24 protein-coding genes, 1 rRNA gene and 1 pseudogene are annotated in these 25,038 nt (G+C 54.7%); 4 read left to right on the top strand and 22 right to left on the bottom strand.

Going from position 1 to position 25,038, the window contains the following annotated elements; all coding sequences use genetic code 11:
• Positions 1-105: 105 nt before the first annotated feature.
• The 8 genes from murC to QZ305_RS09515 form a co-directional block, all read right to left on the bottom strand.
• Positions 106-1,428, bottom strand: a complete 1,323-nt coding sequence (murC, locus tag QZ305_RS09550) for a UDP-N-acetylmuramate--L-alanine ligase (protein ID WP_294731573.1) — start codon at positions 1,426-1,428, stop codon at positions 106-108.
• Positions 1,428-2,087, bottom strand: coding sequence for a hypothetical protein (locus tag QZ305_RS09545; RefSeq protein ID WP_294731572.1), 660 nt, complete (start codon positions 2,085-2,087; stop codon positions 1,428-1,430). The genes murC and QZ305_RS09545 overlap by 1 nt, the downstream gene beginning before the upstream one ends.
• 11 nt (positions 2,088-2,098) lie before the next feature.
• On the bottom strand, positions 2,099-2,416 hold the full coding sequence (locus tag QZ305_RS09540; protein ID WP_294731571.1) for a thioredoxin family protein: 318 nt from the start codon (positions 2,414-2,416) through the stop codon (positions 2,099-2,101).
• Complete coding sequence (gene trmB, locus QZ305_RS09535) at positions 2,413-3,105, bottom strand: tRNA (guanosine(46)-N7)-methyltransferase TrmB (protein WP_294731570.1); 693 nt, start codon at positions 3,103-3,105, stop codon at positions 2,413-2,415. The genes QZ305_RS09540 and trmB overlap by 4 nt, the downstream gene beginning before the upstream one ends.
• Positions 3,106-3,109: 4 nt before the next feature.
• The gene (gene pepV / locus QZ305_RS09530) at positions 3,110-4,504 is read right to left on the bottom strand and encodes a dipeptidase PepV (RefSeq protein WP_294731569.1); all 1,395 of its coding nucleotides are present in this window, start codon (positions 4,502-4,504) and stop codon (positions 3,110-3,112) included.
• Positions 4,505-4,767: 263 nt separating this feature from the next.
• Positions 4,768-5,556: an ABC transporter permease subunit gene (locus tag QZ305_RS09525; protein ID WP_294731568.1), complete on the bottom strand. Its 789-nt coding sequence runs from the start codon at positions 5,554-5,556 to the stop codon at positions 4,768-4,770.
• Complete coding sequence (locus QZ305_RS09520; protein WP_294731567.1) at positions 5,550-6,473, bottom strand: ABC transporter ATP-binding protein; 924 nt, start codon at positions 6,471-6,473, stop codon at positions 5,550-5,552. The genes QZ305_RS09525 and QZ305_RS09520 overlap by 7 nt, the downstream gene beginning before the upstream one ends.
• On the bottom strand, positions 6,470-7,087 hold the full coding sequence (locus tag QZ305_RS09515; protein WP_294731565.1) for a TetR/AcrR family transcriptional regulator: 618 nt from the start codon (positions 7,085-7,087) through the stop codon (positions 6,470-6,472). The genes QZ305_RS09520 and QZ305_RS09515 overlap by 4 nt, the downstream gene beginning before the upstream one ends.
• Before the next feature lie 315 nt (positions 7,088-7,402).
• On the opposite strand from QZ305_RS09515, the gene QZ305_RS09510 reads away from it, so the two are divergent.
• Positions 7,403-8,461: a peptidoglycan bridge formation glycyltransferase FemA/FemB family protein gene (locus tag QZ305_RS09510; protein WP_294731562.1), complete on the top strand. Its 1,059-nt coding sequence runs from the start codon at positions 7,403-7,405 to the stop codon at positions 8,459-8,461.
• Positions 8,462-8,771: 310 nt separating this feature from the next.
• Here the strand turns inward: QZ305_RS09510 and pnp are convergent.
• Positions 8,772-11,003 (bottom strand): annotated as a pseudogene (pnp, locus tag QZ305_RS09505) (polyribonucleotide nucleotidyltransferase); the annotation flags it as partial.
• A 264-nt stretch (positions 11,004-11,267) separates the two neighbouring features.
• Here pnp and QZ305_RS09500 point away from each other — a divergent pair.
• Both QZ305_RS09500 and QZ305_RS09495 read left to right on the top strand, forming a co-directional pair.
• Positions 11,268-12,209 (top strand): aldo/keto reductase family oxidoreductase, encoded by a 942-nt coding sequence (locus QZ305_RS09500; protein WP_294731559.1) that lies wholly within the window; start codon positions 11,268-11,270, stop codon positions 12,207-12,209.
• Positions 12,210-12,306: 97 nt separating this feature from the next.
• Entirely contained in the window at positions 12,307-13,098 is a 792-nt protein-coding gene (locus tag QZ305_RS09495; RefSeq protein WP_294731558.1) for a response regulator, read from the top strand.
• A gap of 73 nt (positions 13,099-13,171) precedes the next feature.
• Here the strand turns inward: QZ305_RS09495 and QZ305_RS09490 are convergent, their stop codons facing one another.
• The 9 genes from QZ305_RS09490 to fmt all read right to left on the bottom strand — a co-directional run bounded on the left by QZ305_RS09490 (position 13,172) and on the right by fmt (position 20,727).
• The gene (locus tag QZ305_RS09490; RefSeq protein WP_294731556.1) at positions 13,172-13,810 is read right to left on the bottom strand and encodes an NAD(P)H-binding protein; all 639 of its coding nucleotides are present in this window, start codon (positions 13,808-13,810) and stop codon (positions 13,172-13,174) included.
• Between the two features lie 136 nt (positions 13,811-13,946).
• Positions 13,947-14,213, bottom strand: a complete 267-nt coding sequence (gene rpsO / locus QZ305_RS09485; protein ID WP_075884744.1) for a 30S ribosomal protein S15 — start codon at positions 14,211-14,213, stop codon at positions 13,947-13,949.
• 337 nt (positions 14,214-14,550) lie between these two features.
• Positions 14,551-14,793: a hypothetical protein gene (locus QZ305_RS09480; protein WP_294731553.1), complete on the bottom strand. Its 243-nt coding sequence runs from the start codon at positions 14,791-14,793 to the stop codon at positions 14,551-14,553.
• 112 nt (positions 14,794-14,905) lie between these two features.
• Positions 14,906-15,175: a hypothetical protein gene (locus QZ305_RS09475; protein ID WP_294731552.1), complete on the bottom strand. Its 270-nt coding sequence runs from the start codon at positions 15,173-15,175 to the stop codon at positions 14,906-14,908.
• A 1,024-nt stretch (positions 15,176-16,199) separates the two neighbouring features.
• A complete protein-coding gene (locus tag QZ305_RS09470) occupies positions 16,200-16,457 on the bottom strand; it encodes a hypothetical protein (RefSeq protein ID WP_294731551.1) in 258 nt (85 codons plus the stop codon).
• Between the two features lie 59 nt (positions 16,458-16,516).
• On the bottom strand, positions 16,517-16,762 hold the full coding sequence (locus tag QZ305_RS09465) for a hypothetical protein (protein ID WP_294731550.1): 246 nt from the start codon (positions 16,760-16,762) through the stop codon (positions 16,517-16,519).
• A gap of 18 nt (positions 16,763-16,780) precedes the next feature.
• Positions 16,781-17,842 carry a radical SAM family heme chaperone HemW gene (gene hemW, locus QZ305_RS09460; protein WP_294731549.1) on the bottom strand — a complete coding sequence of 354 codons (1,062 nt, stop codon included), beginning with the start codon at positions 17,840-17,842 and terminating at the stop codon, positions 16,781-16,783.
• A gap of 89 nt (positions 17,843-17,931) precedes the next feature.
• Positions 17,932-19,737: a translation elongation factor 4 gene (gene lepA / locus QZ305_RS09455; protein ID WP_294731548.1), complete on the bottom strand. Its 1,806-nt coding sequence runs from the start codon at positions 19,735-19,737 to the stop codon at positions 17,932-17,934.
• Positions 19,738-19,779: 42 nt separating this feature from the next.
• Positions 19,780-20,727, bottom strand: a complete 948-nt coding sequence (gene fmt / locus QZ305_RS09450; RefSeq protein ID WP_294731546.1) for a methionyl-tRNA formyltransferase — start codon at positions 20,725-20,727, stop codon at positions 19,780-19,782.
• A gap of 102 nt (positions 20,728-20,829) precedes the next feature.
• On the opposite strand from fmt, the gene rpsT reads away from it, so the two are divergent.
• Positions 20,830-21,096: a 30S ribosomal protein S20 gene (gene rpsT, locus QZ305_RS09445; protein ID WP_294731544.1), complete on the top strand. Its 267-nt coding sequence runs from the start codon at positions 20,830-20,832 to the stop codon at positions 21,094-21,096.
• Positions 21,097-21,226: 130 nt separating this feature from the next.
• Here the strand turns inward: rpsT and holA are convergent, their stop codons facing one another.
• From holA to rrf, 4 genes are all read right to left on the bottom strand, one after another.
• Complete coding sequence (gene holA, locus QZ305_RS09440; RefSeq protein WP_294731542.1) at positions 21,227-22,162, bottom strand: DNA polymerase III subunit delta; 936 nt, start codon at positions 22,160-22,162, stop codon at positions 21,227-21,229.
• Between the two features lie 75 nt (positions 22,163-22,237).
• Positions 22,238-24,070, bottom strand: a complete 1,833-nt coding sequence (locus QZ305_RS09435) for a ComEC/Rec2 family competence protein (protein WP_294731541.1) — start codon at positions 24,068-24,070, stop codon at positions 22,238-22,240.
• Positions 24,071-24,073: 3 nt separating this feature from the next.
• Complete coding sequence (locus tag QZ305_RS09430; RefSeq protein WP_294731540.1) at positions 24,074-24,559, bottom strand: ComEA family DNA-binding protein; 486 nt, start codon at positions 24,557-24,559, stop codon at positions 24,074-24,076.
• A 317-nt stretch (positions 24,560-24,876) separates the two neighbouring features.
• Positions 24,877-24,983 (bottom strand): 5S ribosomal RNA (rrf, locus tag QZ305_RS09425).
• Positions 24,984-25,038: the final 55 nt, after the last annotated feature.

Genomic DNA, 25,038 nt, shown 5'->3' with positions numbered 1-25,038 from the left:
TTTGATTCAGAAACTTTAGAGGTGCTCAGCGACCTCAACAATATTCGGATATTCGAAAAACCCCAGAATCACATATCCGGGGTCAGTTGCTTCGTTCAGTTCTGTTCAGTGACCGGATCCGCACAGAAGGGAGCGCACCATGTCCCGCAGCAGGTAGATGTCCTTGCTGCTCATGAACAGGAATACCGCACCGTCTTCCGCAGCCAGTTCTCCGGCTGTCTGTTCATCAATCTGTCCCAGCCGGCTGCCCGGTACCCTGTCAATCAGATCCTGGATGGTCACGGTGATGCTTTCATCCTCCCGGACGGCATTGCCCGGGAAATCCAGAAGCACCGCCTCATCCGCCAGCTTCAGGGCATCGGCGAATCCATCCAGAAAATACTGCAGTCTGGAATAGCGGTCGGGTTTGTAGAGAGCGATGACTTTGCGTCCGGGATACCGGTTCCGGGCAGCTTCGATCATATAACGGATCGCCGTGGGATGATGGGCGTAATCGTCAATCAGAATGCTGTCTCCGGCTTCTTCGATGACAAACCGCCTGCTGATCCCCCGATAATCATGGAGCCCCTGCTCGATGGCTTCGGGATCCATTCCCAGTTCGCTGGCCATGGCAAACACACCCAGACTGTCAATCAGAAACGGATATCCGGATTCCGGCAGAGATGTATGGGCTATGATCTGTCCGTCTTTTTTGACATCAAAGGAAATCCCTGCGGCGTCGTCCGTTACATTCACCGCCTGGTAATCACAGCCATCCTTCAGACCATAGGTAACACGGGGACAGCTGTAATGCAGCTGCATCAGGTGTTCATCATCTCCGCAGACAACTGCCAGTTTCCCGATCTGGTCCGCGAAAGACTGGAATGCAGCCACATAGTCGTCCATATCCCGGTAGTAATCCACATGATCCAGCTCGATGTTGGTGATGATCGCATAATCCGGGTGATACGCCAGGAAATGCCGCTGGAATTCGCAGGACTCCAGAATGAAGTATTTCGCATTCTGCGGCATGCTGCCATGTCCGTCACCAATCAGAAATCCGGTGGGCGCATGCAGCTTCAGAACGCTGGCCAGCAGTCCTGTGGTCGTGGATTTGCCATGAGTGCCGGCAATGCAGATGGATTCATACCGCTCCAGAAGCCGGCCCAGATACTCGTTGTACCAGTACACCTCCACGGTGGGATCCGCCAGGGCTCTGGCTGCTTCCGGATGATGTTCGTCAAAGGACAGTCCCACGATGACTGTGTCCCCGGAATGAATCGTATCCGGATCAAAGGAAGTGACGGGAATGTGCCGCTTTTCCAGCTCGTCCTGGGTGAATATGTACTTGTCGATATCGGATCCGTTCACTTCGAATCCTTCATCTGCCAGGATACCTGCCAACGCCGCCATGCCGGTTCCCTTGATGCCGGTGAAATGAACAGCCATTACTTCTCTCCGTCTTCCTGAACTTCCGGCAGCAGCGGATCGGATTCATAGCCGGCCGGTTTGGCTGTATCCAGCAGATCGCTCACCGGAGCCGGCTTGCGGATTTCCTTTTTTCTGTAATCCGGAATGCGTTCCACCGGTTTAGGTTCCGGCAGGTCATTGCCGAACATCGGAGAAATCACCGTGGTCATGGAGAATCCTTCCTCAGGACGGGGCAGTTCCACCGCATTGTGAACCTTCTCGTATTCCTTGTCTTCGTCTTCAATGTTGCCGAAAATCGGAGAAATCACAGCCTGATAGTCGTCCGTCACCGTGGCTTTGCTGAGCTTGGACCGGTCGAACTTGTAAGCCGGACGCGAGGATCCGCTCTGACGGCTGCCGGCGGGTGCCTTTTCAATTTCCGATACATCCAGACCGGCGAAAATGCTGCTCTGAGGGGTTTCCCGCACGATCTCCATCACCGGTTCCGGTGCAATGTACGGCTGCGGTTCCGGCTGTCTTTCCGGCTGCGCCGCCTTGATTTCTTCGTATTCGGTTTCCGTCACCACGGTCGTGGGTGGTTCCTGTTCCTGGTGTTCCGGTTCCCGGACGGCCAGCTCTTCTGTCTCTTCTTCCACTTCTTCCTTGAAAAGCGCATGCATGAAGTCTTTGATCGCCATTGTCTGTAGGTCTATCCTTTCTGAATCGTTTCGCTGAGATAGTGTTCAATCTCGGCTCTGGTTTTGGAGAACTTCGAAACAAACCGCGAAATCTCCTTCCCGTTCCTGAAGCACACAAAGCTGGGAATTCCCATGATGTTCAGCTGGACGCAAAGATCCATGAACTTGTCTCTGTCCGCTTTGAAAAAGGTGATGTCACTGAATTCTTTCTCAATGTCCGGCATAAAGGGGCGAATCGCCACACAGTCAGGGCACCAGGCAGCTGTAAACAGGATGCAGCTGATGCCTTTTGTATCCAGAACTTCCTGGAAGCTGGTCAAATCTTTCATTTTCTTCTCCATACAGCCCGGTAAATGGGCTTGCCTTCCGTCGTGAATTTCCGCTCGTACTCTGTCATGGCATCCTCCGGATGTTCACTCCGGCGGAAATCCACACTGATTTCCTGCAGCGGCCAGCCAGCCCGGGAAAATTGCAGCAGCGAATACTCGAACAGTGCTGCATTGTCCGTTTTCATGGCAAGCTTTCCATCCGGTTTCAGGATGGCAGCATACTGCCGCAGAAAAGAATCTGCAGACAGCCGCCGCTTGGCGTTGCGGTTCTTGGGCCAGGGATCGGAGAAGTTCAGATGAATCATATCCACTTCCTCCGGCGCAAACCAGGTGTCCATGAACCGGGCGTCATTCCAGATCAGCCGCAGATTCTCCGGTCCTTCCGCATCGTACTTGCTGGCAGCGATTCCCGCTGCGCTGTCGTTTTTCTCCACTGCGACAAAGTATTCTTCAGGATACAGCCGGGCCATGTCCAGGCTGTATCCGCCTTTGCCGGTACCGAATTCCACATGCAGCCGGCCGGGAACACTCTCCGGCAGAATTTCTTCTGTCTGTGTGGTCTCAGGCGCCTCCGTTTTCCGGCTGTCAAACAGTTCTTTCCATTTTCCGGCGTGGGTTTCCGGGTCCCGGACAAGCTTCTGTGCTTCTTCCAGGTAGTCCACGGCCCAGCCGACACGTCTCATCCGCATGAATTCAGGCAGCCAGACGCATGATGGCGTCTGCGTAAATCGCAATGGCGTTGATGAGATCGCTTTCCCGGATTCCTTCATCCCGCTGATGGGGACCGCCTACAAACTGTGCGGTGGTCTTTGCGTCATTGGGCAGTTCCGGGCCGAAGGAAACAAAGTTGTCAAATTTCCGGGCGTAGGTGCCGCCGCCGATGGTGATTGCCGGGGAATACGTGTCTCCTGTATGCGTCCGGTATACATCCATAAGGGTTTTGACCAGTTTGGAGTCCGGATCCACAAACAGGGGTTTTGAATCGCTTTCCAGGTGAGCTGCAATGCCGGCACCTGTCTGATCAGCCGCTTCCTGAATCTGCTTCAGCAGCTTGTCTCCGTCTGTTTCGTTGGGATAGCGGATATCCAGCAGCATTTCGCTGTGTCCGTTTTCAATGTTCACAATCCCCGGATTCTGCGTCAGCATGCCCATATACAGGCCATCCTGCTGAATTCCCAGATTCTTCCCTGTCCAGTCCGCGCTCAGATACCCCAGAGCCTGTGCCAGAGAATCATGATAGGCGGCTCCGATGAAACGCAGCAGCTGCACAGCGGCATTGACGCCTTTATAAGGCCAGGCAGCATGAGAAGGAGTTCCCTCCAGGTGCCAGAGTGTCCCGTCTTCCTGGTCCGTCACAGTGCCCTCCAGACTGTTCTCCCTGAGGAAAAATTCGAAGAACGCTTTCTGTTCCGGGGTTGCAGCGGCTGTCAGCGCATCCGCTTTCCCGATGACGATATTCGGCCGGGTTCCTGCATGCATGGAATGAATCACCGTTGGCGTGTCGCTTTTCAGGAGCACATGAGCGCCGCCTTTTTCTCCGTAAATCACCGGAAAATCCGCATCGGGCACAAATCCGGTCTTCGGAATCTCCGCGTGGGACAAATAATAGTTCATGCATTCCATTCCGGATTCCTCATCGCAGCCCATGACCAGCATGACCCGCTTTTTCAGGGGAATGCCGGCTTCCCTGATCAGTTTCAGGGCGTAGTAAGCCGCCAGCGTGGGGCCTTTGTCGTCCAGCACACCGCGTCCGAAGAGATATCCGTCATCTTCGGTCAGTTTCAGGGGCTCTTTTGTCCAGCCCTCTCCCAGAGGCACGATATCCAGATGACCGAGAATGCCCAGCGTGTCAGGATTGTCCGGGTCGCCATATTCCGCAACACCGGCATAGCCATCGATGTTTCTGGTGGTGAATCCGTCTCTCTGGGCCATCTGCAGCATCACATCCAGCGCCTCGCGGGGACCGTTGCCAAATGGCTTTCCGGGTCCGGCTGTGGCTTCGTCCCTGACAGAATTGACAGAGACAATCGTATTCAAGTCCTTCAGAAAGGAATGTTTCTGTTCTTCAGCGAGTTTTCTGAAATCCATATGTCTTTCACCTCACAACGATTTTAGCACAGAACCATCAGCCTGCAGGGAAAGGGGCAGAACTGTTGACGACATTGCAGTGTCCGTTCTCTCCAGGTGACATGAGAAGGAGGATTGTCCGGCTGAAATGACTGTGGACTCTGCTGTCGCTGCCACAGCGGGTATCCGGACAGAGAAAAAACCGGTGCTCACCGGTTTTCCACAAGGCAGACTGCGCAAAATACATATCAGAGATCACCCTGGCTGATTCAGGGTAGTCAGTGTCAGCGGATATCTTCTGTTTCCAGTCTGTGCCAGCCGCAGACCAGCACCGTCAGTGCCAGCAGCATACCGGCTATCAGACAGGGCAGATCCAGCTGCAAATCCGAAATGATGGCGGCTCCGTCGCTATAGGCAAACGGCGTCACCCATTTCAGAAACCGGGTGGCATCCACAATATTGGAGATCACGTTCAGTATGTAGAACAGACAGACAAGTCCCAGTCCGGCACCAGTTGCGACCGAAGGAAAAAACACAGACAGGCCCAGGCAGATGACAGCGGTCTCCAGCATGACCAGCGTGATGGCGGTATGGAGCAGCCAGAAGGCTCTGGCTGGCATGGTTTCCTGAATCACCTGCTGACAAAGCAGGGAAACCGCTGCAGCCACCAGATTCAAAGCCACAATCTCCAGAATCACAGCCAGCAGCTTTCCCAGATACACCTGCGTTCTGGTCACAGGCTGAGAGAACAGAAATTCCGCTGTGCGTCCCTTTGTTTCCCTGGACAGGATCTGCGACCCGCACAGCGCAGCGTAAAATGCTCCGCCGATTCCCAGTACATTGCCGCATTCCAGTGCGTAGAATCCGGGCCAGGATCCGAAATCCAGACTGTCCATGCCGAAGGCTTTCGTGAACGCCCCCATGGAGGAGAAAGCATCTCCCAGTCCCCGGGCTTCTTCCTGCATCTGCGGATAGACAAAAATGCAGACCGCCAGCAGCACGCTGATGGAACCAGTCCAGACAAGCCAGGATCCCAGCTGGTTTTTCAGCTCCCGGCAAACGATCGTCAGCATGCTGTTATCTCCCCCTTGCTGTCTGGCGTTCCGGTGTCTTCATACAGATGCAGAAAGACATCTTCCAGATCCGGCTCGGCAATCGTCACATCCCGGACTTGTCCCTCTGACAGCCAGGCAAGCAGCGCCGGCATGGCCCCCTGATACCAGAACTGTGTTCTGGCACCGCCGTGCCGGATATGGCTGCCACCTGGCAGACCCGCCGGATCCGGACCGCCATCCATGTCCACTTTCCGCAGAGACCAGCTCATAAGTTCATGAAGCGGTCCGCTGACGAGTATCCGCCCGTCCCGGATAAAGGCAGCCTGCAGGCAGTGCTGCTGGACTTCCGCCAGGTTGTGACTGGAGAAGAGCACCGTGACTCCCCGGGCCACTGCCTGATGCAGCAGGTCAAAGAATACAGACTGGATCAGCGGATCCAGACCGCTGGTGGGTTCATCGAGAATCAGCAGGTCCGGATCATGCTGCATGGCACAGACAATTCCTGCCTTCTTCCGTCCGCCCAGGGAGAGCTGCCGGATCTTTGCTTCCGGATCCAGATCCAGTGCCCGGCACAATTGCGCCGCCCTGGCCTGACAGTCTTTTTTCTGAAGTCCGGCTGCATACCGGAGCAGTTCCTTCACGCGCATCTCCGGATAAAACTCCGTTTCCGAGGGCAGGTAGCCAATCCGGGCCCGCTGCTCCGGTCCGACGTGCTTCACCTTCTGTCCGAACAGCCGAATCTCCCCCTGACCGGCTCTGGCCAGCCCCAGCAGGATCCGGAGCGCGGTGGACTTCCCTGCCCCGTTGGGTCCCACCAGTCCAAACAGAATGCCCGGTTCAACCTGCAGATCCAGCCCCTTCAGTGCCTGTCTGCTGCCGTAGGCTTTGTGCACATTCTTCAGTTCCACAACTGCCTGTCCATTTCCTGTCATCATTTCTTTTCCTTTCTCAGATAGATGCTTTTCCAGAATCCGATCATCTCTTCGAAATCCTGTTCCATCAAATCAAAATCCACATCGTTTCGCATCATGGCTTCCCAGAGATATCCCTCGCTGGCCAGATACATGTCCCGGTACATATGCCGGATGTCAATCCCGTCCCGGAACTGTCCCGGATTCAGATTCATCAGCATATGCATTGCCTTCCAGCTGAAAAGCGACTGACAGCTTTCCTGAATATCCTGCCGGATATCCGGATCTGTTTCATAAAATGCACGGAGGGTGAACAGAGCCATATCCGGGTTCTCCCGCGTAATGGCCATTTTCACCTTCATCCCCAGCCGCATGCTCTCAAACAGATCTGCCTGCCGGTAACAGTCACTGGCTTCCATTTGCGAAATGGTCCGTCTGCCGCAGATCTCCCAGAGATACAGATAGAATTCCCTTTTGTTCCGGAAGTAATGAAACAGCAGCGACTTGCTGATGCCGGCTTCCGCCGCCACTTCATTCATCGGAGCCTGATGGTAGCTGCTCCTGGAGAATACACGGAATCCCGCCTGCAGAATCCGCTCCTGCTTCTCTTCCGGAAGTTCAAAGAAACGTTCGTTCATGATTCGTTCTCCTGTCTTCCGTCATTGGAACACGATTGACCGGATTGCAGAAGGGGCTGTACCAAATTTCCGGTTTTCTCCGGGGAATCCGGTGTACCGGCAATACCGGAGGGCTGCCTGAACCGGGTTGCTGCAGGTACAGGTCTGTTCTCTTTCAGAGACCGGAGATTGACAGACAGATATAATGATGTAATGAGAACAGAACAGGGGTCAGATCCAGAGAAAATACGGCTGACGCAAACTGCATCTGCAGGATGACCATTGCCGCAGACCCTGATCGGACGATCTGTTTCGCATATGGAAAGCAGGTACAACATGGCAAATAGATGTATTACTTCGCCGGATGAGCGGAAATTTGAAGCCTTCATGGAGGAGCAGGGTGTGGCCCTGCAGTCGGTTCACTGGGCTGCGGTCAAGAACAACTGGGAACGACGGCTGTTTGCTCTGGAAAACAGCCAGGGAACCATTGTGGCTGGGGCCATGGTCCTGGTCAAACCGCTGCCCATGGGATATTCAATGTATTACATTCCCCGGGGACCGATTGCAGCCGGGCAGAATCAGGAACTGATGATTGAACTGCTGAATGCCATCCGTCAGGAAAGCCGGAAAGACAAGTGCATTTTCATCAAATTCGACCCATATATTCTGGACCACCGGTTCATGCTCAAGGAAGGCAGACCCGAGGGACACAATCAGGAGGCAGTGGACCGGTTTGAAAAGGAGACAGGAGCCATTCACAAGGGATATACCATGTCTATCGCCGAAACCGTTCAGCCCAGGACCAACATGGGCGTGGACGTAACGGACGATTTTACCGCCCGCTATGCCCGGAACACCAGACGGGCCATCAAGAAAGCCGCCAGGGAAAACCTCTCCGCTGAAATCCACACAGCCAGTGACATCCGCAGCAATCCGGAGATTCTGGATATCTTCAGCGAACTTATGCACTGCACAGAGGACCGCAAAGGCGTCAAACTCCGGGACCGGGAATATTTTCAGCGGATCATCGACAGTTTTGACGGTGCGATCATCAGCCTGTGCCGTACGGCAGATGGCACCTGCATCAGCGGGATCCTGAGCATTGGCTACAACGGAAAGCTGGAAATGCTGTATATGGGCAACAACAATGCCTACAGCAAGACCGGGGCCAGCGCATTTCTCTATGATGCCACTTACCGGTACGCCAGTGAACACGGCATCCGGTATTGCGATATGAGCGGTGTGGAAGGATCCCTGGAAGACGGTCTGTCAAACCACAAGCACAGCCTGGGCGCGGATGTCCGGGAATACATCGGGGAATTTGACATTCCTGTCAAACCGCTGATGTACAAAATGGTCCTTCCTGTCTACGAAAAGAAAACAGGCGGCGCCTGATTCTCCCACTGAATCAGCGCAGACTGCCAGAAACTGCCGCCGCTTACGGCGGCTTTTCTGTCTGCTTGCCGTAGCACTCCCATGCACCGGTTTCTTCAGGTGTTCTGTGAAAACCTCATCCCCTCTGCTTTGCGTCTGAAAAGGACCAGTCCTTATGACAGTGACTGGTCCTTGTGCATATTCAGATCCTTCCGCTGCAATGACGGGCTGAGCAGCTCTGTTTCTACTCCTGCTCCGGCGCAACAGTTACCGGTGCAGCTCCTGCAGATTCTGCAGGCGCAGCCTCTGATTCAGACTGGCTGTGCCTCCTGTCTTCCTGCGGGCGGCGGTCGCGCCGGGGTCGGTCTCTGCGGTCAGAACGGCTGTGGCTATCCCGTCTGCCATCCCGGTTTCCGTGACGCTGATCGGTTTCCTGACCAGGTTCTCTGTGGGGTCTGGGCAGCAGGGCTTTGGCCGATACATTGACCCGTCCCTTGTTGTCGATTTCCATGACCTTGACATCAATCAGATCGCCGATTTTCAGCACATCTTCCACTTTTTCCACCCGGTTATGGGAAATGTTGGAAATGTGCAGCAGGCCATCCGTGTGACCGAACAGGTTGACGAACGCCCCAAAATTCTCGATCCGGACAACTTTGCCTTCATAGATCTCTCCGACTTTGGCTTCCCGGACGATTTCCGCGATTTTTTCCTTCGCCTTGTCAATGGCAGCCTGATCCTGGTGATAAATCACCACCTGACCGTCATCATCAATGTCGATCTTCACATTGTCGCATTCCGCAATGATCTGGTTGATCATCTTGCCGCCGGGTCCGATCACATCTTTGATCTTGTCCGGATCAATGTGCATGATGGCAATCTTGGGAGCATAGGGACTCAGTTCTTCCCTGGGCTTCTCAATGGCTGTCTCCATGTTGTCCAGGATCTCCATCCGGGCTTTCCGGGCCTGCGCCAGCGCTTCCCGGAAAATCGCTTCCGTGATGCCGGTGGTCTTGATATCCATCTGCAGGGCCGTGATGCCATCCCGGGTGCCGGCAACTTTGAAGTCCATGTCTCCGAAATGGTCTTCCATGCCCTGAATATCCGTCAGCACGGTGTAGGCGCCTGTGTCATCATTCATGATCAGGCCCATGGCAATACCGGCCACCGGCGCCTTGATGGGGACGCCAGCTGCCATCAGCGACATGGATCCCGCGCAGATCGAAGCCTGAGAGCTGGATCCGTTGGATTCCATGACATCCGCAACAGTCCGGATCGTGTAGGGGAACTCTTCCACGGAAGGCAGCACCTGAAGCAGCGCCCGTTCTCCCAGTGCACCGTGACCGATTTCCCGCCGTCCGGGAGAACCCATGCGGCCGGTTTCACCCACACAGTAGGGAGGAAAGTTGTAATGGTGCATGAATCGCTTGGATTCCACTTCCGTCAGATCGTCAATGATCTGGTTCTCATTCAGCGCACCCAGCGTGGTGGTGGACAGAACCTGGGTCTCGCCCCGGGTAAACAGTGCGCTGCCGTGAACTCTGGGCAGCAGGTCCACCTGGGAATCCAGCGGGCGGATTTCATCCACTTCCCGTCCATCCGGCCTAATTTTGTCTTCAATGATCAGCCGGCGCACTTCATCTGCTTCCGTATCCCGCAGAATCTGCTTCACCTGCTTCACGGCCTTTGCCTTGTCGGCTTCAGAAGCATATTCCTTCGTTTCATATTCTTCGGCAGCCTGGTCAATCAGGCTGTCAATGGTGTTGTAGCGCTCCAGTTTTTCCTTGATGGACACGGCCTTGCGGACCGGTTCTTCCCAGGCAGCCAGAACTGCTGCCTTGAGTTCGGGATCCGGCGCATACAGCGTGATTTCCCGTTTGGGCCTGCCAAGCTGGGCAATGACTTCTTTCTGGAAACCGCAGAGTTCCCGGACCCTGTCTGCACCAAACATCAGCGCACCCAGCATGTCCTCTTCGCTGACTTCCCTGGCACCGGCTTCCACCATGTTCAGCGCACTGGCTGTACCGGCAACTGTCAGTTCAATGTCGCTCTGTTCCCATTGTTCCTGCGTGGGATTGGCAATGAATTCCCCGTTGACACGGCCCACTTTCACTCCGGCGATGGGACCGCCGAAGGGAATGTCGGAAATGCACAGTGCCAGCGAAGCGCCGAACATGGCCGCCATTTCCGGGGCATAGTCCTGATCCACGGACAGGATGGTGTTCACCACCTGCACTTCGTTCCGGAATCCCTCTGCGAACAGCGGCCGGATTGGCCGGTCGATCATGCGGGCAGACAGCGTGGCATGTTCCCCCGGCCGTCCTTCTCTTCTCAGAAATCCGCCGGGAATTTTCCCTGCGGAATACAGTTTTTCTTCATACTGCACAGTCAGCGGAAAAAAGTCGATTCCCTCCTTGGCCTGCTTGCTGGCAACCGCCGTGGACAGCGTCACCGTGTCTCCATAGCGGACCAGCACTGCTCCATCCGCCTGTTTGGCAATTTCTCCAGTCTCCACAATCAGGGGACGTCCCTGAAAGTCAAACTGGAATACCTCTTTCGCCATATTTCTTACCTCATCTGAATTAATTATTTCTAAGCGGTTCCATCTTATCATATTTGACACAGGCATATCGCTTGAATCTGGAATTTGCCACTCCTGCCGATGATGGACAAGTCCGGCAGCTGTTGAAGTGATCTGTCCTGAACCGGTTTCCTGGACTGGAGGAAGGCGACAAACACGGTTCATGTGTATCCGCTATCCAGCAACGATCCAGAGCTCTGTCCTGCACACTTTTCTCTGCCCGACAGCAGCCGGTATGATGGATTCATGCAAGATGATGGAGGAACGAAAATGAATGACATCAAGCTGAAACATATATTGCCTCAGACAGGAGAAATCGTTGTGGGCTGTATGCGGTTCGATTCGCTGACGCCGGAACAGATCGCGGACATGATCGACCGCCTGGCCGGGGAAGGTATCCTGCACTATGACCATGCGGATATTTACGGAAACGGTATCTGCGAAGAAAAGTTCGGCCAGGCTCTGCAGCTTTGTCAGACACCGAGAGAACAGCTGATCCTGCAGTCCAAATGCGGGATCCGGGAGGGATATTACGATTTATCCCGGGAATACATTCTGGACGCCGTGGACAGAATTCTGGCACGGCTGCAGACCGGGTATCTGGATCTGCTGATTCTGCATCGCCCGGATGCGTTGATGGAACCTTCGGAAATCGCAGCTGCCTTTGATGAACTGCAGGCTGCCGGAAAAGTCAGGTATTTCGGTGTCTCGAATTTCACCCCGGGACAGATTGAACTGCTGGAAAGCGCCGTTCATCAGCCGCTGCTGGTGAATCAGCTGCAGCTGTCCATCCCCAATTCCTGGATGATATCCTCCGGACTGGAAACCAACATGCCCACAGAAGGGTCCATCGACCGGGACGGCCATGTCCTGGATTCCATGCGGGCCAAAGGAATCACGATCCAGACCTGGAGCCCGCTGCAGTTCGGTGACTGGGAGGGCACATTTCTGGATCATCCGGAGTTTCCGGAACTGAACATACTGCTGGAGAAACTGGCTGAAAAATACGGTGTCTCAAAATCCGCCATCGCCGCCGCCTGGATCCTGCGTCATCCGGCAGGGATGCAGGTGGTCACCGGTTCCAGCAAAACAGAACGCATTCTGGATATGGCCAAAGCGCGGAATCTGCATCTGACCAGAAAAGAATGGTATGCCCTGTATCAGGCAGCCGGGCACCGGATTCCCTGAAACCGGCTGGTTGCAGATTTCCTGGACCGGCTCTTTTCCCGGGGCTCCGGCCTCCCATGCCTGTGAGGATCTGCGGAAGATATGCGATGATAGATTTATGAAATACAGCGTACTGATCGTTGATGATGAATACCTGATCCGTCAGGGTGTGGAATTCATGATCGACTGGGAAAAAGAAGGATTCACGATCATCGGCAAAGCCGCCAACGGGCGGGAAGCCCTGGAACTGGCACAATCCCGCCACCCGGATCTGGTGATATCCGATATCATCATGCCCGAGATGGATGGCATGGAACTGACCAGCCGGCTGCAGGAAATCTGTCCTGATACTCAGGTGATCGTACTCAGTTCCTACTCGGAATTCGACTATGTCCGAAACACCCTGACCCATGGAGCCGCCGACTACATTCTCAAACCGGCCCTGTCTCCTGCCACGCTTCTGGAATCGCTGCAAAAAATCAGGGGACGGCTTTCCCGGCAGGACCACGACACTGCGGATGCAGTCACTGCACTCAACAGAATTCTGGCAGGATATGAAACGGAGGTACCGGACAGTCTGCAGAACAGGAGCTGGATCCTGGCAGCAGGTTCCAGCGATTCTGTGTCTTCATCCGCCGAACTGTTCTGCCGCCGGCTCCCTTCCCTGCTGGCAGGCAGAGACGTCATTGTCCTGAATCCACAGGACCGCCAGTATGCGCTGCTGATCGAGAATCCCGATCAGGATTTGGAAAACCTGAAAGAGAGTCTGAAGACAGTCAAAGCGCCGGATTTCGTTCTGCTTTCCGCACCGCTCACAGAACTGACAGCACTTCGTCAGGTGTATGCCGAACCGTATGGGATTCGAACCCGGAACCCGCATCCATATGCGGGAACCATTCCTTTGTACTGAAAAGGCTGGTGTACTGAAAAGGCTGGACCCTGTGCAATGGATCCAGCCTTTTTCTGTCATGCCTGTATCTGTATCAGACAGCAGCCAGCGCCTCTTTGATGGGGGTATCCCCGTTCTTTGCCATGATGATTTTTCCATAGGTGTTTTTCATGGTCAGCACATCTGCGAGAACAGCTGCAATGTCTTCGATGGAGATCCCGCCTTCGTGTGCCGGATCCAGTTCGATTTTTCCGGTACCCGGTGTCTCCTGCAGCAGTCCGGCCTGTACAATGGTCCAGTCCAGCTTTGTATTATGAGAGAGCCAGTGGTCAGCGAAGAATTTGGCAATATCATAGTCAATGATCGTATCGATGCCAGGTTCCTGTTTCCATTTCTCCGGCTGCAGCGCAAACATGGAGCTCAGCATGACAAACCGGGAAATTCCTGCCTGCTGCGCCGCCTGCATCAGCTTGACTGCACCAAAGGCATCTGTCTGCAGCAGATCCTTTCCTCTGGATCCCGCCAGAAAATACACCGCATCACAGCCGCGGATGAGTGCTGCCAGATCCCTGACATCTGCATGGAGGTCCATCTGCACGGGCACAAGACCTTCCTGGTGTTCCAGTTTTTCCGGATGACGGCATCCGGCTGCCACCATGTCTCCTTTTGCCAGAAGATCCCTGATGACATATTGAGCCACACGGCCTGTCCCGCCTGCAACAAATACTTTCATGATTTCTTCCTCCTTTTCTTCCTTTGGCATTATCCGTTTGCAGGAAGGAGAAATGCACGGGGGATGCCTGCCCGCTGCAGGTCTTAAAAGCCGCCTGTGGCAAAAGAAAAAACCGCCGAAGCGGTTTTTCAGTGTCTTACTTGCGCAGGCCCAGACGTGCGATCAGTGTCTTGTACCGGTCCAGGTCTTCCTTCTTCAGGTAAGCCAGCAGGTGTTTCCGGCGGCCAACCTTCTTGTACAGACCCCGCATGGAGTGGTAGTCGTGCTTGTGGTCCTTGAAGTGGTCAGTCAGACGGTTGATTTCTTCAGTCAGTACGGCAATCTGCACTTCCGGCGAACCGGTGTCACCTTCGTGACGTGCATACTCTTTCATGATTGCCTGTTTTTCCGCTTTCAGCAGCATGGTAAGTTCCTCCTTGTAAATGGTCCTTCTGGTCCGTGAAACAGGTCGGAGTGTCCTGAATCTCAGCCCAAAATCCAGATAATTATCCGCCAGAACCAGAGGCGTGTCAAGAGGCAGATACCATCATACGGACGCCGGACTCTCTGATCTGTCAGTTTGCACAGAAAATCGAAATCTGTAACGTTTCTGTAATCTTCGCAGAGTATCCTGAAACTGCAGATACCGGCAACCATATCCTTCTCTATGCAGACCAGACACCTGCGGTCTGCCTGATCCGGTATCCCGGAGAGCTGTGCGACAAACCGGCTCTTTTTTTGCTTCGGCTGACTTCGGACAGTCAGTTCCCGGACGCAGCCGCTGAAGACTGATTCTGTGTCATCAGGCGGTGGAACAGAATGGTCTGCTGTTTCAGGGAAATCTTCTGCACTTCCCAGCCATAGCCGGACAATTCTTTCTTGAATCTCAGAAAGGAATGATCAATGGGAAATCCCAGGATCTTCTCTGCTTCTTCAAAGGACAGCTTCAGGCTGTCCTTGTCTGTTTTCCCTATCCAGCTCCACAGCGGATCATATTTGCTCATGATATCCAGTCCTTTCCCTTTTCTTCCGGTTCATCCATTGCTGCACCGTCATCCAGAGTGATGGTTTCCAGGAGCATCTCTTCGTCCTTCTCTGACCGGAATTCCATCACATTCACAGGTTCTTCCTCAAAAAAGCCCCGGACACGATCACCGTATATGGATTCGCAAAAACGATACTCCAGAAATTCTGCTCCGCGTCAGCAAATCTGTCCTGATTGATCTCATCTGCAATAATACCGGAAAACGTCATCTCCCGGACAGCCCCCTCCGGGGAAATCAGTTTGACCGTTTGCCCCGAAACCAGAGTTCCGTCCTGAACAACCATGGGTGGCAGATACAGAATCACTGCCTCTCCATTTTTCCAGCCTTTCTCTTCAAACATATCCTCATCCCAGGCATCTTTGACTGGAGACGAACCTGGACTGAACAGCGCTGTATCCACAGCTATCATCCCGGAAGAACTGCCCGTATCAATGGAAGGCTGCCAGGAATTGACAGACTCCAGAGACCGCAGCGGACTTTGACCCTGATCCGTCCATTCCAGCCGCCAGTTGCTGGTCTGCAGAGGCAGTCAGTCCCGCCAGAATTGCCACGAGTGCAATAATCTGAGACTCATGAAAACGCAGAAACCGCAGGGAAAGACTTTGCAGGGTCTAACCTTTGTGCCCGGCTGCACGTTGCCCCTGTACAGGACTGTTCTGTCATGCGCAGGGCTCACCGCAACGCCAGTCAGTCTTCTGATCAGGACGTGGCAGATCAGAAGAGAACTGACTGTTTCCAGACACCACAGACAGATAACCGACAGAAATCAGGTCCATGGAAGCAGGAACAGAGCAGCCAGGATCGGGAATCCGGCATCGGTTTACGCTATAGATATTTTAAAAGACATCCCGAAAGATGCCTTTTAAAACTGAATTCTTTAAACTGGATAGACTGGAACGTTCACACTCACAAGCATTCCGTTCATGCTAACGGTAACATAAATGTAACCAGCTGTTATTCCCTGATGTACATACGAAACAGCTCCATTACAGTTTGACTCCAAAAACCAGCACTGTTGGACCACTGACTGCTGTGGATTGTCCGTCTTGCAGCCACCGTCGCCTTCAGATTTGATCCCACCTGCACCGGGCTGGTTCCGTACCAGGTTTCCGCTGCGCGTGGCTGAATGGTCTGCTCCTCCTGGACTTCAGCTGCCGGGATTTCCCAGGCTGTGACTCGCAAAACATATATATTTGGTGGGAGAAACAGACTGGCGGCTGCAGCCTTCATGGCAGTTACACGATTCATACGGCACCTTCCACGCTTGATGCATTTCTTTCTGATTTCAGTTTGACCGGACTGCTTTTACAGAATCATTACAGAATCCCAATATCACGACGTAATGGTTTATTTCCGTGTTGTTTTCACTCGTCAGTTCTTCCTTCTGCCATTCGTTCAATCAGCAGCCAGACCGCATACAGCGCAACGGCTGTATACAGCGGTATGCAGCAGGACTGCAGCATCCGCAAAACACTGCCTGCAAAAGACAGGGACATCCAGAAGCCATTATCCTGCGGGATGAACGGCTGAACAGATTCTCCAAGAAACAGCACCGCAAACCCGATCAGATTGAATACGATCAGGATCCGAATGACAGTGGATACAGACTTTGCATATTTCATGATGGTTCCTCCTGTCTGTATTATGTCATACCAGATTTACAGAATCATCACAAAATCCTCTAAAGCTTCTTCTCCGCGATTTCATGGATCAGACAGACATCATAATCCAGATTCAGGCTGCCGTGCCCGATGGTCCTGGATGGCCGCCCGTATGCCGTCGCTGCGAATCCCGTCCATGGCTTGCAGACGGCTATGGTGATGACAGAAGATCGCCACAGCTGCTTCGGATAGACTGTCTGAATCACCATCTGCAGCATCTGACAGATTTCCTCCGCCATGTCCATTTCAGCTTTCCAGATTTCCATCCCGCCAGCTCTTCTTTCTCACAGCATCTCCACCAGGATCGTGTTCAGGATCTCCCTGCCCGCTTCACCCAGAAACAGGCGCCCGTCCTGCTCCTGAAAATGAGGTGCATATTTCCGGATCACCGGGGCATGTTCCTGGCGGGGATCTGTACCATACCGGCTGATATATGCTTCCAGATCCACTCCAAACTGCGTCCGCAGACCCATCATCAGTGCCTCGAACGCCGCATCCGTCTCATCCGGGATCCGCTTTCCCGCCTGGTCCATGTGATATCGTTCACCCTGCTCACGACCGGAAGCCCCGGGACCGAATCCGTAAAAATCCCGGTCCTGCCAGTACGCCAGATTGTGCCGGGAATACCAGCCCGGTTTCGCAAAGCTGGAAATCTCATAGTGCTCATAGCCCGCTTCCTTCAGCCTTCTGACAATCCACTCGTACATATCCGCTTCCAGGTCCTCGTCACAGGGCTGCACCCCCCGGCGGCCAAAAACACTGTCCGGCTCGATCTGGAGGCTGTAAATGGACAGATGAGGCAGATCCAGAGAAAGGAACCGGTTCACATCCCGCTGCACATCCGCCAGAGTCTGCCCGGGAAGTCCGAAGATCAGGTCAATGGACAGATTGGTGATCCCAGCTTCCTGCAGGGTTTTCACAGCCCCCAGTGCCTGCTCACCGGTATGACGGCGGCCAATGGCCTTCAGCCGGCGGTCATCGAAGGTCTGGACCCCCATGGAAACCCGGTTCACACCCCGGGATCTCCAGAAAGCTGCCTTTTGCGGCGTGACGTCCTCCGGATTGCATTCCAGGGTGAACTCCGGGACATCCTTCGGAAACAGCCGGCGGAGTTCGTCGAATTCCGCCTCTGTCAGAATCGACGGAGTCCCCCCGCCGAAATACAGCGTGTCCAGATGCCCGATATCCGTTTCCCGGATCTGCTGGCAGATCTGCTGCAGCCAGGCCGATCTGTCCTGGCTCACCTGGCGGTAAAACGCGCAGTAGGCGCAGATCCCGTGACAGAAAGGCACATGCACATAGGCGCTTGCCGGTTTTTCGCAGGCATCCCGCTTATTCTGATTCATCTCCGTCTCCTTCCTGATACGTCAAAAGCCGCCGGAAGCGGCTTTTTGTCTCTGTACTGTCCACGGCTGTGATGCTCCGGCAGAAGGCGTCAGCCTTCATCATCCATGGAAAGAACCGCCATGAAGGCTTCCTGGGGAATCTCCACCGATCCCACCATTTTCATCCGCTTCTTTCCTTCTTTCTGCTTCTCCAGCAGTTTCTTTTTCCGGGAGATATCGCCGCCGTAGCACTTGACCAGCACATTTTTGCGCAGGGCCTTGATGTTGGTGCGGGCAATGACTTTCCCGCCAATGGCTGCCTGTACCGGGATCTCGAACTGCTGCTTGGGGATCAGTTCCTTGAGCCGGATCGTCATGGCGTTGCCCCTGTTGTAGGCGAAGTCTTTGTGCACGATGATGGACAGCGCGTCAATGACCTGGCCATTGAGCAGAATGTCCATTTTCACCAGGTTGCTGGTTTTGTACCGGGAGAAGCTGTAGTCAAAGGAGGCATATCCCTTGGTGGAGGATTTCATCTTGTCGAAGAAATCGAAGATGATCTCCGAAAGGGGCATCTCGTAAATCAGATTCATCCGGATGTCATCCAGCACCTGCATATCGATGTATTCTCCGCGCTTTTTCTGGCAGAGATCCATGATTGCCCCTACGTATTCCTTCGGGACCATGATCTCGGCCCGCACATAGGGTTCTTCGATGTGGTCGATGTTCTGGGCCGGAGGCAGTGCGGCGGGGTTGTCCACGTCCTCAACGGTGCCATCTGTGCGGTACACCTTGTAGATCACCGAGGGGGATGTGGCTATGAGGTTCAGGTTGTATTCCCGCTCCAGGCGTTCTTCAATGACATCCATGTGCAGCAGACCCAGGAAGCCGCAGCGGAAGCCGAATCCCAGGGCCTGTGAGGTCTCGGGTTCAAAGTGCAGACTGGCGTCATTGAGTTTCAGCTTCGCCAGGGCATCTTTCAGGTCTTCGTACCGGGCGTTGTCCACGGGATACAGACCGGCGTAGACCATGGGCTGCATCTCCTTGTAGCCTTCCAGGGGCTGCGCAGCAGGCGCATCGGATCTTGTGATGGTATCGCCCACCCGCACATCTTCGATGTTCTTGATCGCAGCGCTGATCCAGCCCACGTCTCCGGTGTTCAGCTGGTCTTCCACGACTTCCTTCGGGGTGCGGACCCCGACTTCGGTGACTTCATATTCCGCACCGGTGGCCATGAACCGGATCCTGTCGCCTTTTTTCACCGTTCCGTTTTTGATGGATACGAATGCGATGACACCCCGGTAGGGATCGTACAGGGAGTCAAAGACCAGGGCCTGCAGCGGTTTGTTCCGGTCTCCTTTGGGTGCCGGGAGGCGTTTTACGATTTCCTCCAGCACCTGGTCCACGTTCAGACCGGATTTGGCGCTGATTTCCACCGCATCGCTGCAGTCCAGCCCGATAAGATCCTCGATTTCCTGCCGCACCACATCCGGCTGGGCACTGGGAAGATCGATTTTGTTGAGCACCGGCAGGATCTCCAGATCGTTGTCCAGAGCCAGATACACGTTGGCCAGCGTCTGGGCCTGCACACCCTGGGCTGCGTCCACCACCAGGACGGCGCCATCGCAGGCAGCCAGGGACCGGGAGACTTCATAGGTGAAGTCCACATGTCCCGGGGTATCGATGAGGTGGAACAGATAGTCCTGTCCGTCTTTGGCGTGGTATACCAGCTGAACGGCATTCAGCTTGATGGTGATTCCCCGCTCGCGTTCCAGATCCATGGAGTCCAGGATCTGGTCCTTCATTTCCCGTTTTTCCACGGTGTCCGTCATCTCCAGGATCCGGTCAGCCAGGGTGGACTTGCCATGATCAATGTGGGCGATGATGGAAAAGTTTCGTATGTTCTTCTGATCCATGCAGAATGTTCCTCGGTTCTAAGCAGTGATTCGGCTGGCGGCTCAGGCGGCCTGAGCGGCGATGGTGCCCGGGAGACTGCGTCCCTGGCCGTTCATGAACGACTGAATGTCCATGACCGGCTTGCCCTGGAACTGCACCTGTTCCAGAATCAGCACATGCTCTTTGAGCTGAAGGCCCAGACCGGATTTTCCCAGTCTGACAAACGTGTGCAGTTCTCCCTGACACCCGGGTTCCAGCCGGGCTTTGAGCAGCTTGAGCTTTTTGCCTGCGGCGATGACATAGGCACCGGGGTGGGGTGCCAGTCCCCGGATCTGTCCCAGGATCCGCTGATCGTCCTGGGACAGATCCAGCTTTTCCTCATCCCGGGATATGATGGGCGAATACGTGGCTTCCTCTTCCTTCTGGGGCACGAACTGCGCTGTGCCTTCCAGCAGCGGCTCCAGCTCATCCTGAATCAGCTGCCCCGCTGTCCTGCCGAGTTTTTCGAACATTGTGCCCGCATCGTCTTCTTCTGTGATGGGGATCCGGCTGATCCGGATGATGTCCCCGGCGTCCATGCGGCTGGCCATTTTCATCAGTGTCATGCCGGTTTCCCGATCCCGGTTCCAGATGGCCCGCTGAATCGGTGCACCGCCCCGGTATTTTGGCAGGATGGATCCGTGGAGATTGACGCAGAGAGCCGCATTCAGAATTTCATCCGGAACCAGCTGTCCGTAGGCACAGGTGACAATGAGATCCGGTCTGGCATCCAGCACCGGCTGATAGTCTGTGCGGATTTTCGCCGGCTGAAAGACGGGGATGTCATGAGCGGCAGCCAGGGTTTTGACGGGAGTGGGAGTCAGCACCCGTCTGCGTCCGGTGATGCGGTCCGGCTGCGTCACGGCCAGAACCAGATTGGCGTCTGCATCCAGCAGCGCCTGCAGCACATCAGCCGCGATCTGCGGGGTGCCCATGAAAATGACGCGTTTGTCCTTGAGATTTTCCTTCATGTTCTCACTCCATTCGGTCTTATATTATACCGGAATCAGCTTGCAATTGGGATAGCCGTTTTGCTATAATGCGAATGCTGTTACGTCAGGAGGTGTAGAACGATGCCGCAGATCAAATCCCAGAAGAAGCGCGTGAAGACAAACAACAAGGCGCACAAGCTGATCGTATCCCAGAAATCCGCTCTGAAGACTTCGATCAAGAAAGTTCTGGCTGCTGTTGACGCAAAGGATAAGGAAGCAGCGCTCAAGGCGTATGCAGAGTGCGAGTCCAAGCTGGACAAGGCCGTTGCCAAGGGCTTCAAGCACAAGAACTATTCCAGCCGTCAGAAAGCCCGTCTTGCCAGAGCCATCAACTCTATCGAAGCGTAGGACAGACAGAATATAAAAGAAAAGAGCTAGGCTCTTTTTTCTTTTTCTCTGCATCAAAGAATGCTTGAAAAGGGACCGCAGCCCGCCGGAAATCCGGCTGAAAGCGGTCCCTTTTTCATATCCGGCGGATTCAGGCATCCAGCAGCCGCAGACAGAACATTTCAAAGGCCTGATCCTTGTCCATGATGCCGCTTTTCATCCCCTGTTCCAGCCCGGCCAGCTGCTCCAGCAGATCCATCAGATCCGCAGCTTCAAACCGACGGGCATTCCCCATGGTGATCTGCGTCCGGTAGGGATGCGCAGCCAGCCTGGTGGCGATTTCCTGTTTCGTCATCCCCTGATCCATCAGTACCCGCACCTGAAACAGAAACCGGAGCTGGCTGGCCAGCAGCATGACCACTGCCAGCGGTTCCATGTTCTGGTCCCGGAAATTCCGGTACGCAGCCAGCAGCCGCAGGGCGTTCTTCTCGCTCAGGGCATCGGTCATCAGGAAAATATTGTCCACGGGTTCCACCGTGGTCAGAACCGTCACATCCGCCAGAGACGGATGAGAACTGAATACCGAGAGCTTTTCCAGCTCCGACTCCAGAATCATCGGATCGCAGCCCGCGTGGGAACAGAACCAGTCAAAGGCATCCGGATCCAGAGACAGCCCCTTTTCCTGCATTACTTCCCGTACATAGGTTCTCTGGGCCTGGGCATCCAGCGGCAGGCAGGGAACGACCTGCGCAGCTTTCTCCAGCTGCTTCACCGCTTTTTTCCGCTTGTCCAGTTTTTCGCTGTTCACGGACAGCACCAGAATGTCCTCTGTCTCCATGCGTCTGGTAACAAGATCCGGCTGGATCTTCGTTGTGTTTCTGGAAGACAGAAAGGAAGCGTTGTCCGCAAAAATCAGTTTCTGCGTGGCGAACAGATCCCCTGCATCCAGCGCCTGCTCCAGCCAGGCAGCCGCATCCGGCTGCTGGCAGTCCACCACGATGACATCCGCCTCGGGATACTTCTGTTTCAGCTGACCTTTCTTCTGCCGCATCCGGCTTTCATCCGTTCCATAGAGAATGTAAATCATGCTTCTCATTATAGCAGAGGGCACCGGTCCGTCTGCGGTTTTCCGGAAGCATCCGCTTCTGTCATGACTGCGGATTCAGGCAAGCCGTGTGACTTGTCCGCCGGCGGTTTCCAGAAACAGAAACCCGTGCCAGGAAAATAGATGGATCATCCCGTTTTCCGCTGTGGAAAACCGGGAAATGTTCCGGCTCTGCAGACTGGATATCACAGAAGGAGACGGGTGTCCATACCGATTGTGCCGTCCAGCGGAAATCAGCACCGCATCCGGATCCAGCCAGTCCAGAAACGCCGGACTGCTGGCTGTATCCGATCCGTGATGCCCGGCTTTGAGCACCGTCACCGGCAGCTGCCGGAAAGTCTCCATCAGCTGTGTTTCGGTCATGGTTCCCGCATCCCCCGGCCAGAGATACGAAAAGCCGTCATAGGAAAAATACGACAGCAGGCTGCCTTCATTTTCATCCGCCACCTCCCTCGCTGGCAGCAGATGTTCAAAGGGATACGAAACCGGTACCGGCTGTGCCCCATCCCGGATCACTTCCCTGACCTGCACCCTCCGGCATACTTCTTCCACCGCACCGGAATGGTCAAAGTCCTCATGACTGACAATCAGGGCATCCAGCTGCTTCACACCGATGGATTCCAGAAAAGGCAGAATGATGGTCTCCGCATTGTCCCGGTACAGGTTCCCCGCCGCGTCGATCATCACCGCGCTGCGTCCGAACGGTTCCACGATCACCGTGCAGTCCCCCTGTCCCACATCCAGCAGGTAGACATGGAAAAACGGATCCAGCTGCGGGCGGCAGACCATCAGCATCAGACAGAGCCAGAAAACCGGAGACATCTTCTGCCGCAGAAGACCACGGATCAGAAAAAATGCACCCGCTGCCATCAGTACAGCAGCCGGATACAGCTGTATCCCCGGCAGATCCCAGGCCGGTGCCAGCTGCAGATCAAACCATGCCAGCACAAAGGAGGCAGCCGAGAGCAGTTTCAGCAGCCAGTATCCCCCAGCCGCACTCAGGGACACCGACCGAAAATACAGGACCTGGAGAAACACGATCAGGCACCGGGCAAAGGCAGGACGCCGGACTATGGAACACAGCTGCAGCAAAGCCGGCAGCACAAGGGACAGAGAACCGGCTTTTTCCGGCATCAGCACCAGAAAGAAGAGCACTGACAGAGACCAGGCTCTCAGCCGGTCAATATCAAAAAGACGGAACAGCCGGAAGAGCACCCAGCGCATCAGCGCCACAGGCCACAGAAACAGCCATCCCCAGACAATCGCGAAAGGAATCAGCAGCCGTCGTATGATCTCCGTAGACAGCCGTCGCCTGAGCAGACTCTCTGTCACCATCAGGAAACCCAGCACCGGCAACCCGGCTCTGTCCAGAATTGTTTCCTGTTCCCGGATCCCGTAAAATGCCGACAGCTTCGCCGGGGATGACCGGCACCAGCTCATGATCTGCCCCTGCAGGGAATCACTGCGCCGGACCAGTCTGCCGCTGCCTCTGTACCGGACCCCGTTTTCCTGCATGTATGCCGTGAAATCAAACAGACCGATGTTTTTCAGCCCTTCCAGCGGTTCCAGCTCCGTGATCTCGATCTCATCGTGGATACCGGCATCTTCCTCCTGAAACAGAATGCGGCTCCCGGCGGATTCCGCTATAACATAATTGCTGCGCACCTCGCAAACCCGGTACATCCCCGGTACAGGCTCCAAAGACCCGCCGCACGTCATGAAAGCTGCCACAACCCAGAACAGGATCCAGATTCCCGCCACTAGCCGCCTGCGGATCCGGACCAGCAGCACCACCAGCCAGATTCCGCCAAATCCCGCCATCAGCCAGGGATCCTTCAGCAGCACCGTCAGCCAGAGGCCGGATACGAGAAAAAACAGGGAGATGGACACAGGCTACAGCGTGAGATGGGGACTGAGTTTTTCGAAGGTCTTCTCCCCGATTCCTTTCACATTCATCAAATCCTCCAGGACCGAGAACCCGTTTTCCTGCCGGTAGTCCAGAATTCTCTGCGCAATCCCCGGTCCCACCCCTGGCAGCGTCGTCAGTTCCTCCAGGGACGCCGAACTCAGGGATACCTTTCTGTCCGGACTCTGCGACTTCTCCCGGACCATCACCACCTGCCTGTCCTGGAGCTGTGACCCCAGATTCAGGGAATCCGCATCTGCTGCCGGCAAGAGCCCTCCCGCTGCATCCACCAGCTCCTGCAGACTGGCATTCCAGGGAATTTCGTAGACCCCCGGCTGCGCCACCGCACCTTTGATCTCCGCCTGCATGGTCTCCGGCCGGGACATATCCAGCTGCACCGGGGTATAGCGTCCCAGCCAGCTGGATACAAAGAAGAACAGCATCACAAATCCGTACAGTGTTTTTTTGTACACTGACAACCACCTCCTACTAGTTATATTCGCCAGTTTCTGCGGTTTTTGCGGAAATTCAGTACAAATAAACTGTTTACTGCCGATAAGGCCTGCGGCCCTGGCCGGGGCTGGAGATCAGATGCATGTGTTGTCTGCATCAAATATGATCTTCCATTTCTCGGGAGTCTGTATCGTGATCATTACAAAAAGCCTCCTGTCGTTCCTGCAGACTGTGAACGATGGGAGGCACCTTAACCAGATGGGCTTGATTTGACGCTTACTGTCTGCGTGTACTCTGATATAAAAAAAAACGGCACCCTTTCGGATACCGGCTTTCTCAGTGGCCACGTGTTATTTTTGCCTTTCGGCTATCGTCACCGCAAGAGAGCTTGACTTCTGTGTTCGGGATGTTTACAGGTATTTCCTCTCTGCCATGATGACCACATCTGGATTCATATCTCCACCAGTCTCTGAAAACCATACTCGATATCTCTTCCTGT

Source organism: uncultured Faecalibaculum sp. (assembly GCF_910588395.1).
GTDB lineage: Bacteria > Bacillota_I > Bacilli_A > Erysipelotrichales > Erysipelotrichaceae > Faecalibaculum.
The sequence above is the reverse complement of the archived record's forward strand: the minus strand, read 5'-3'. Positions and strand labels throughout refer to the sequence as shown.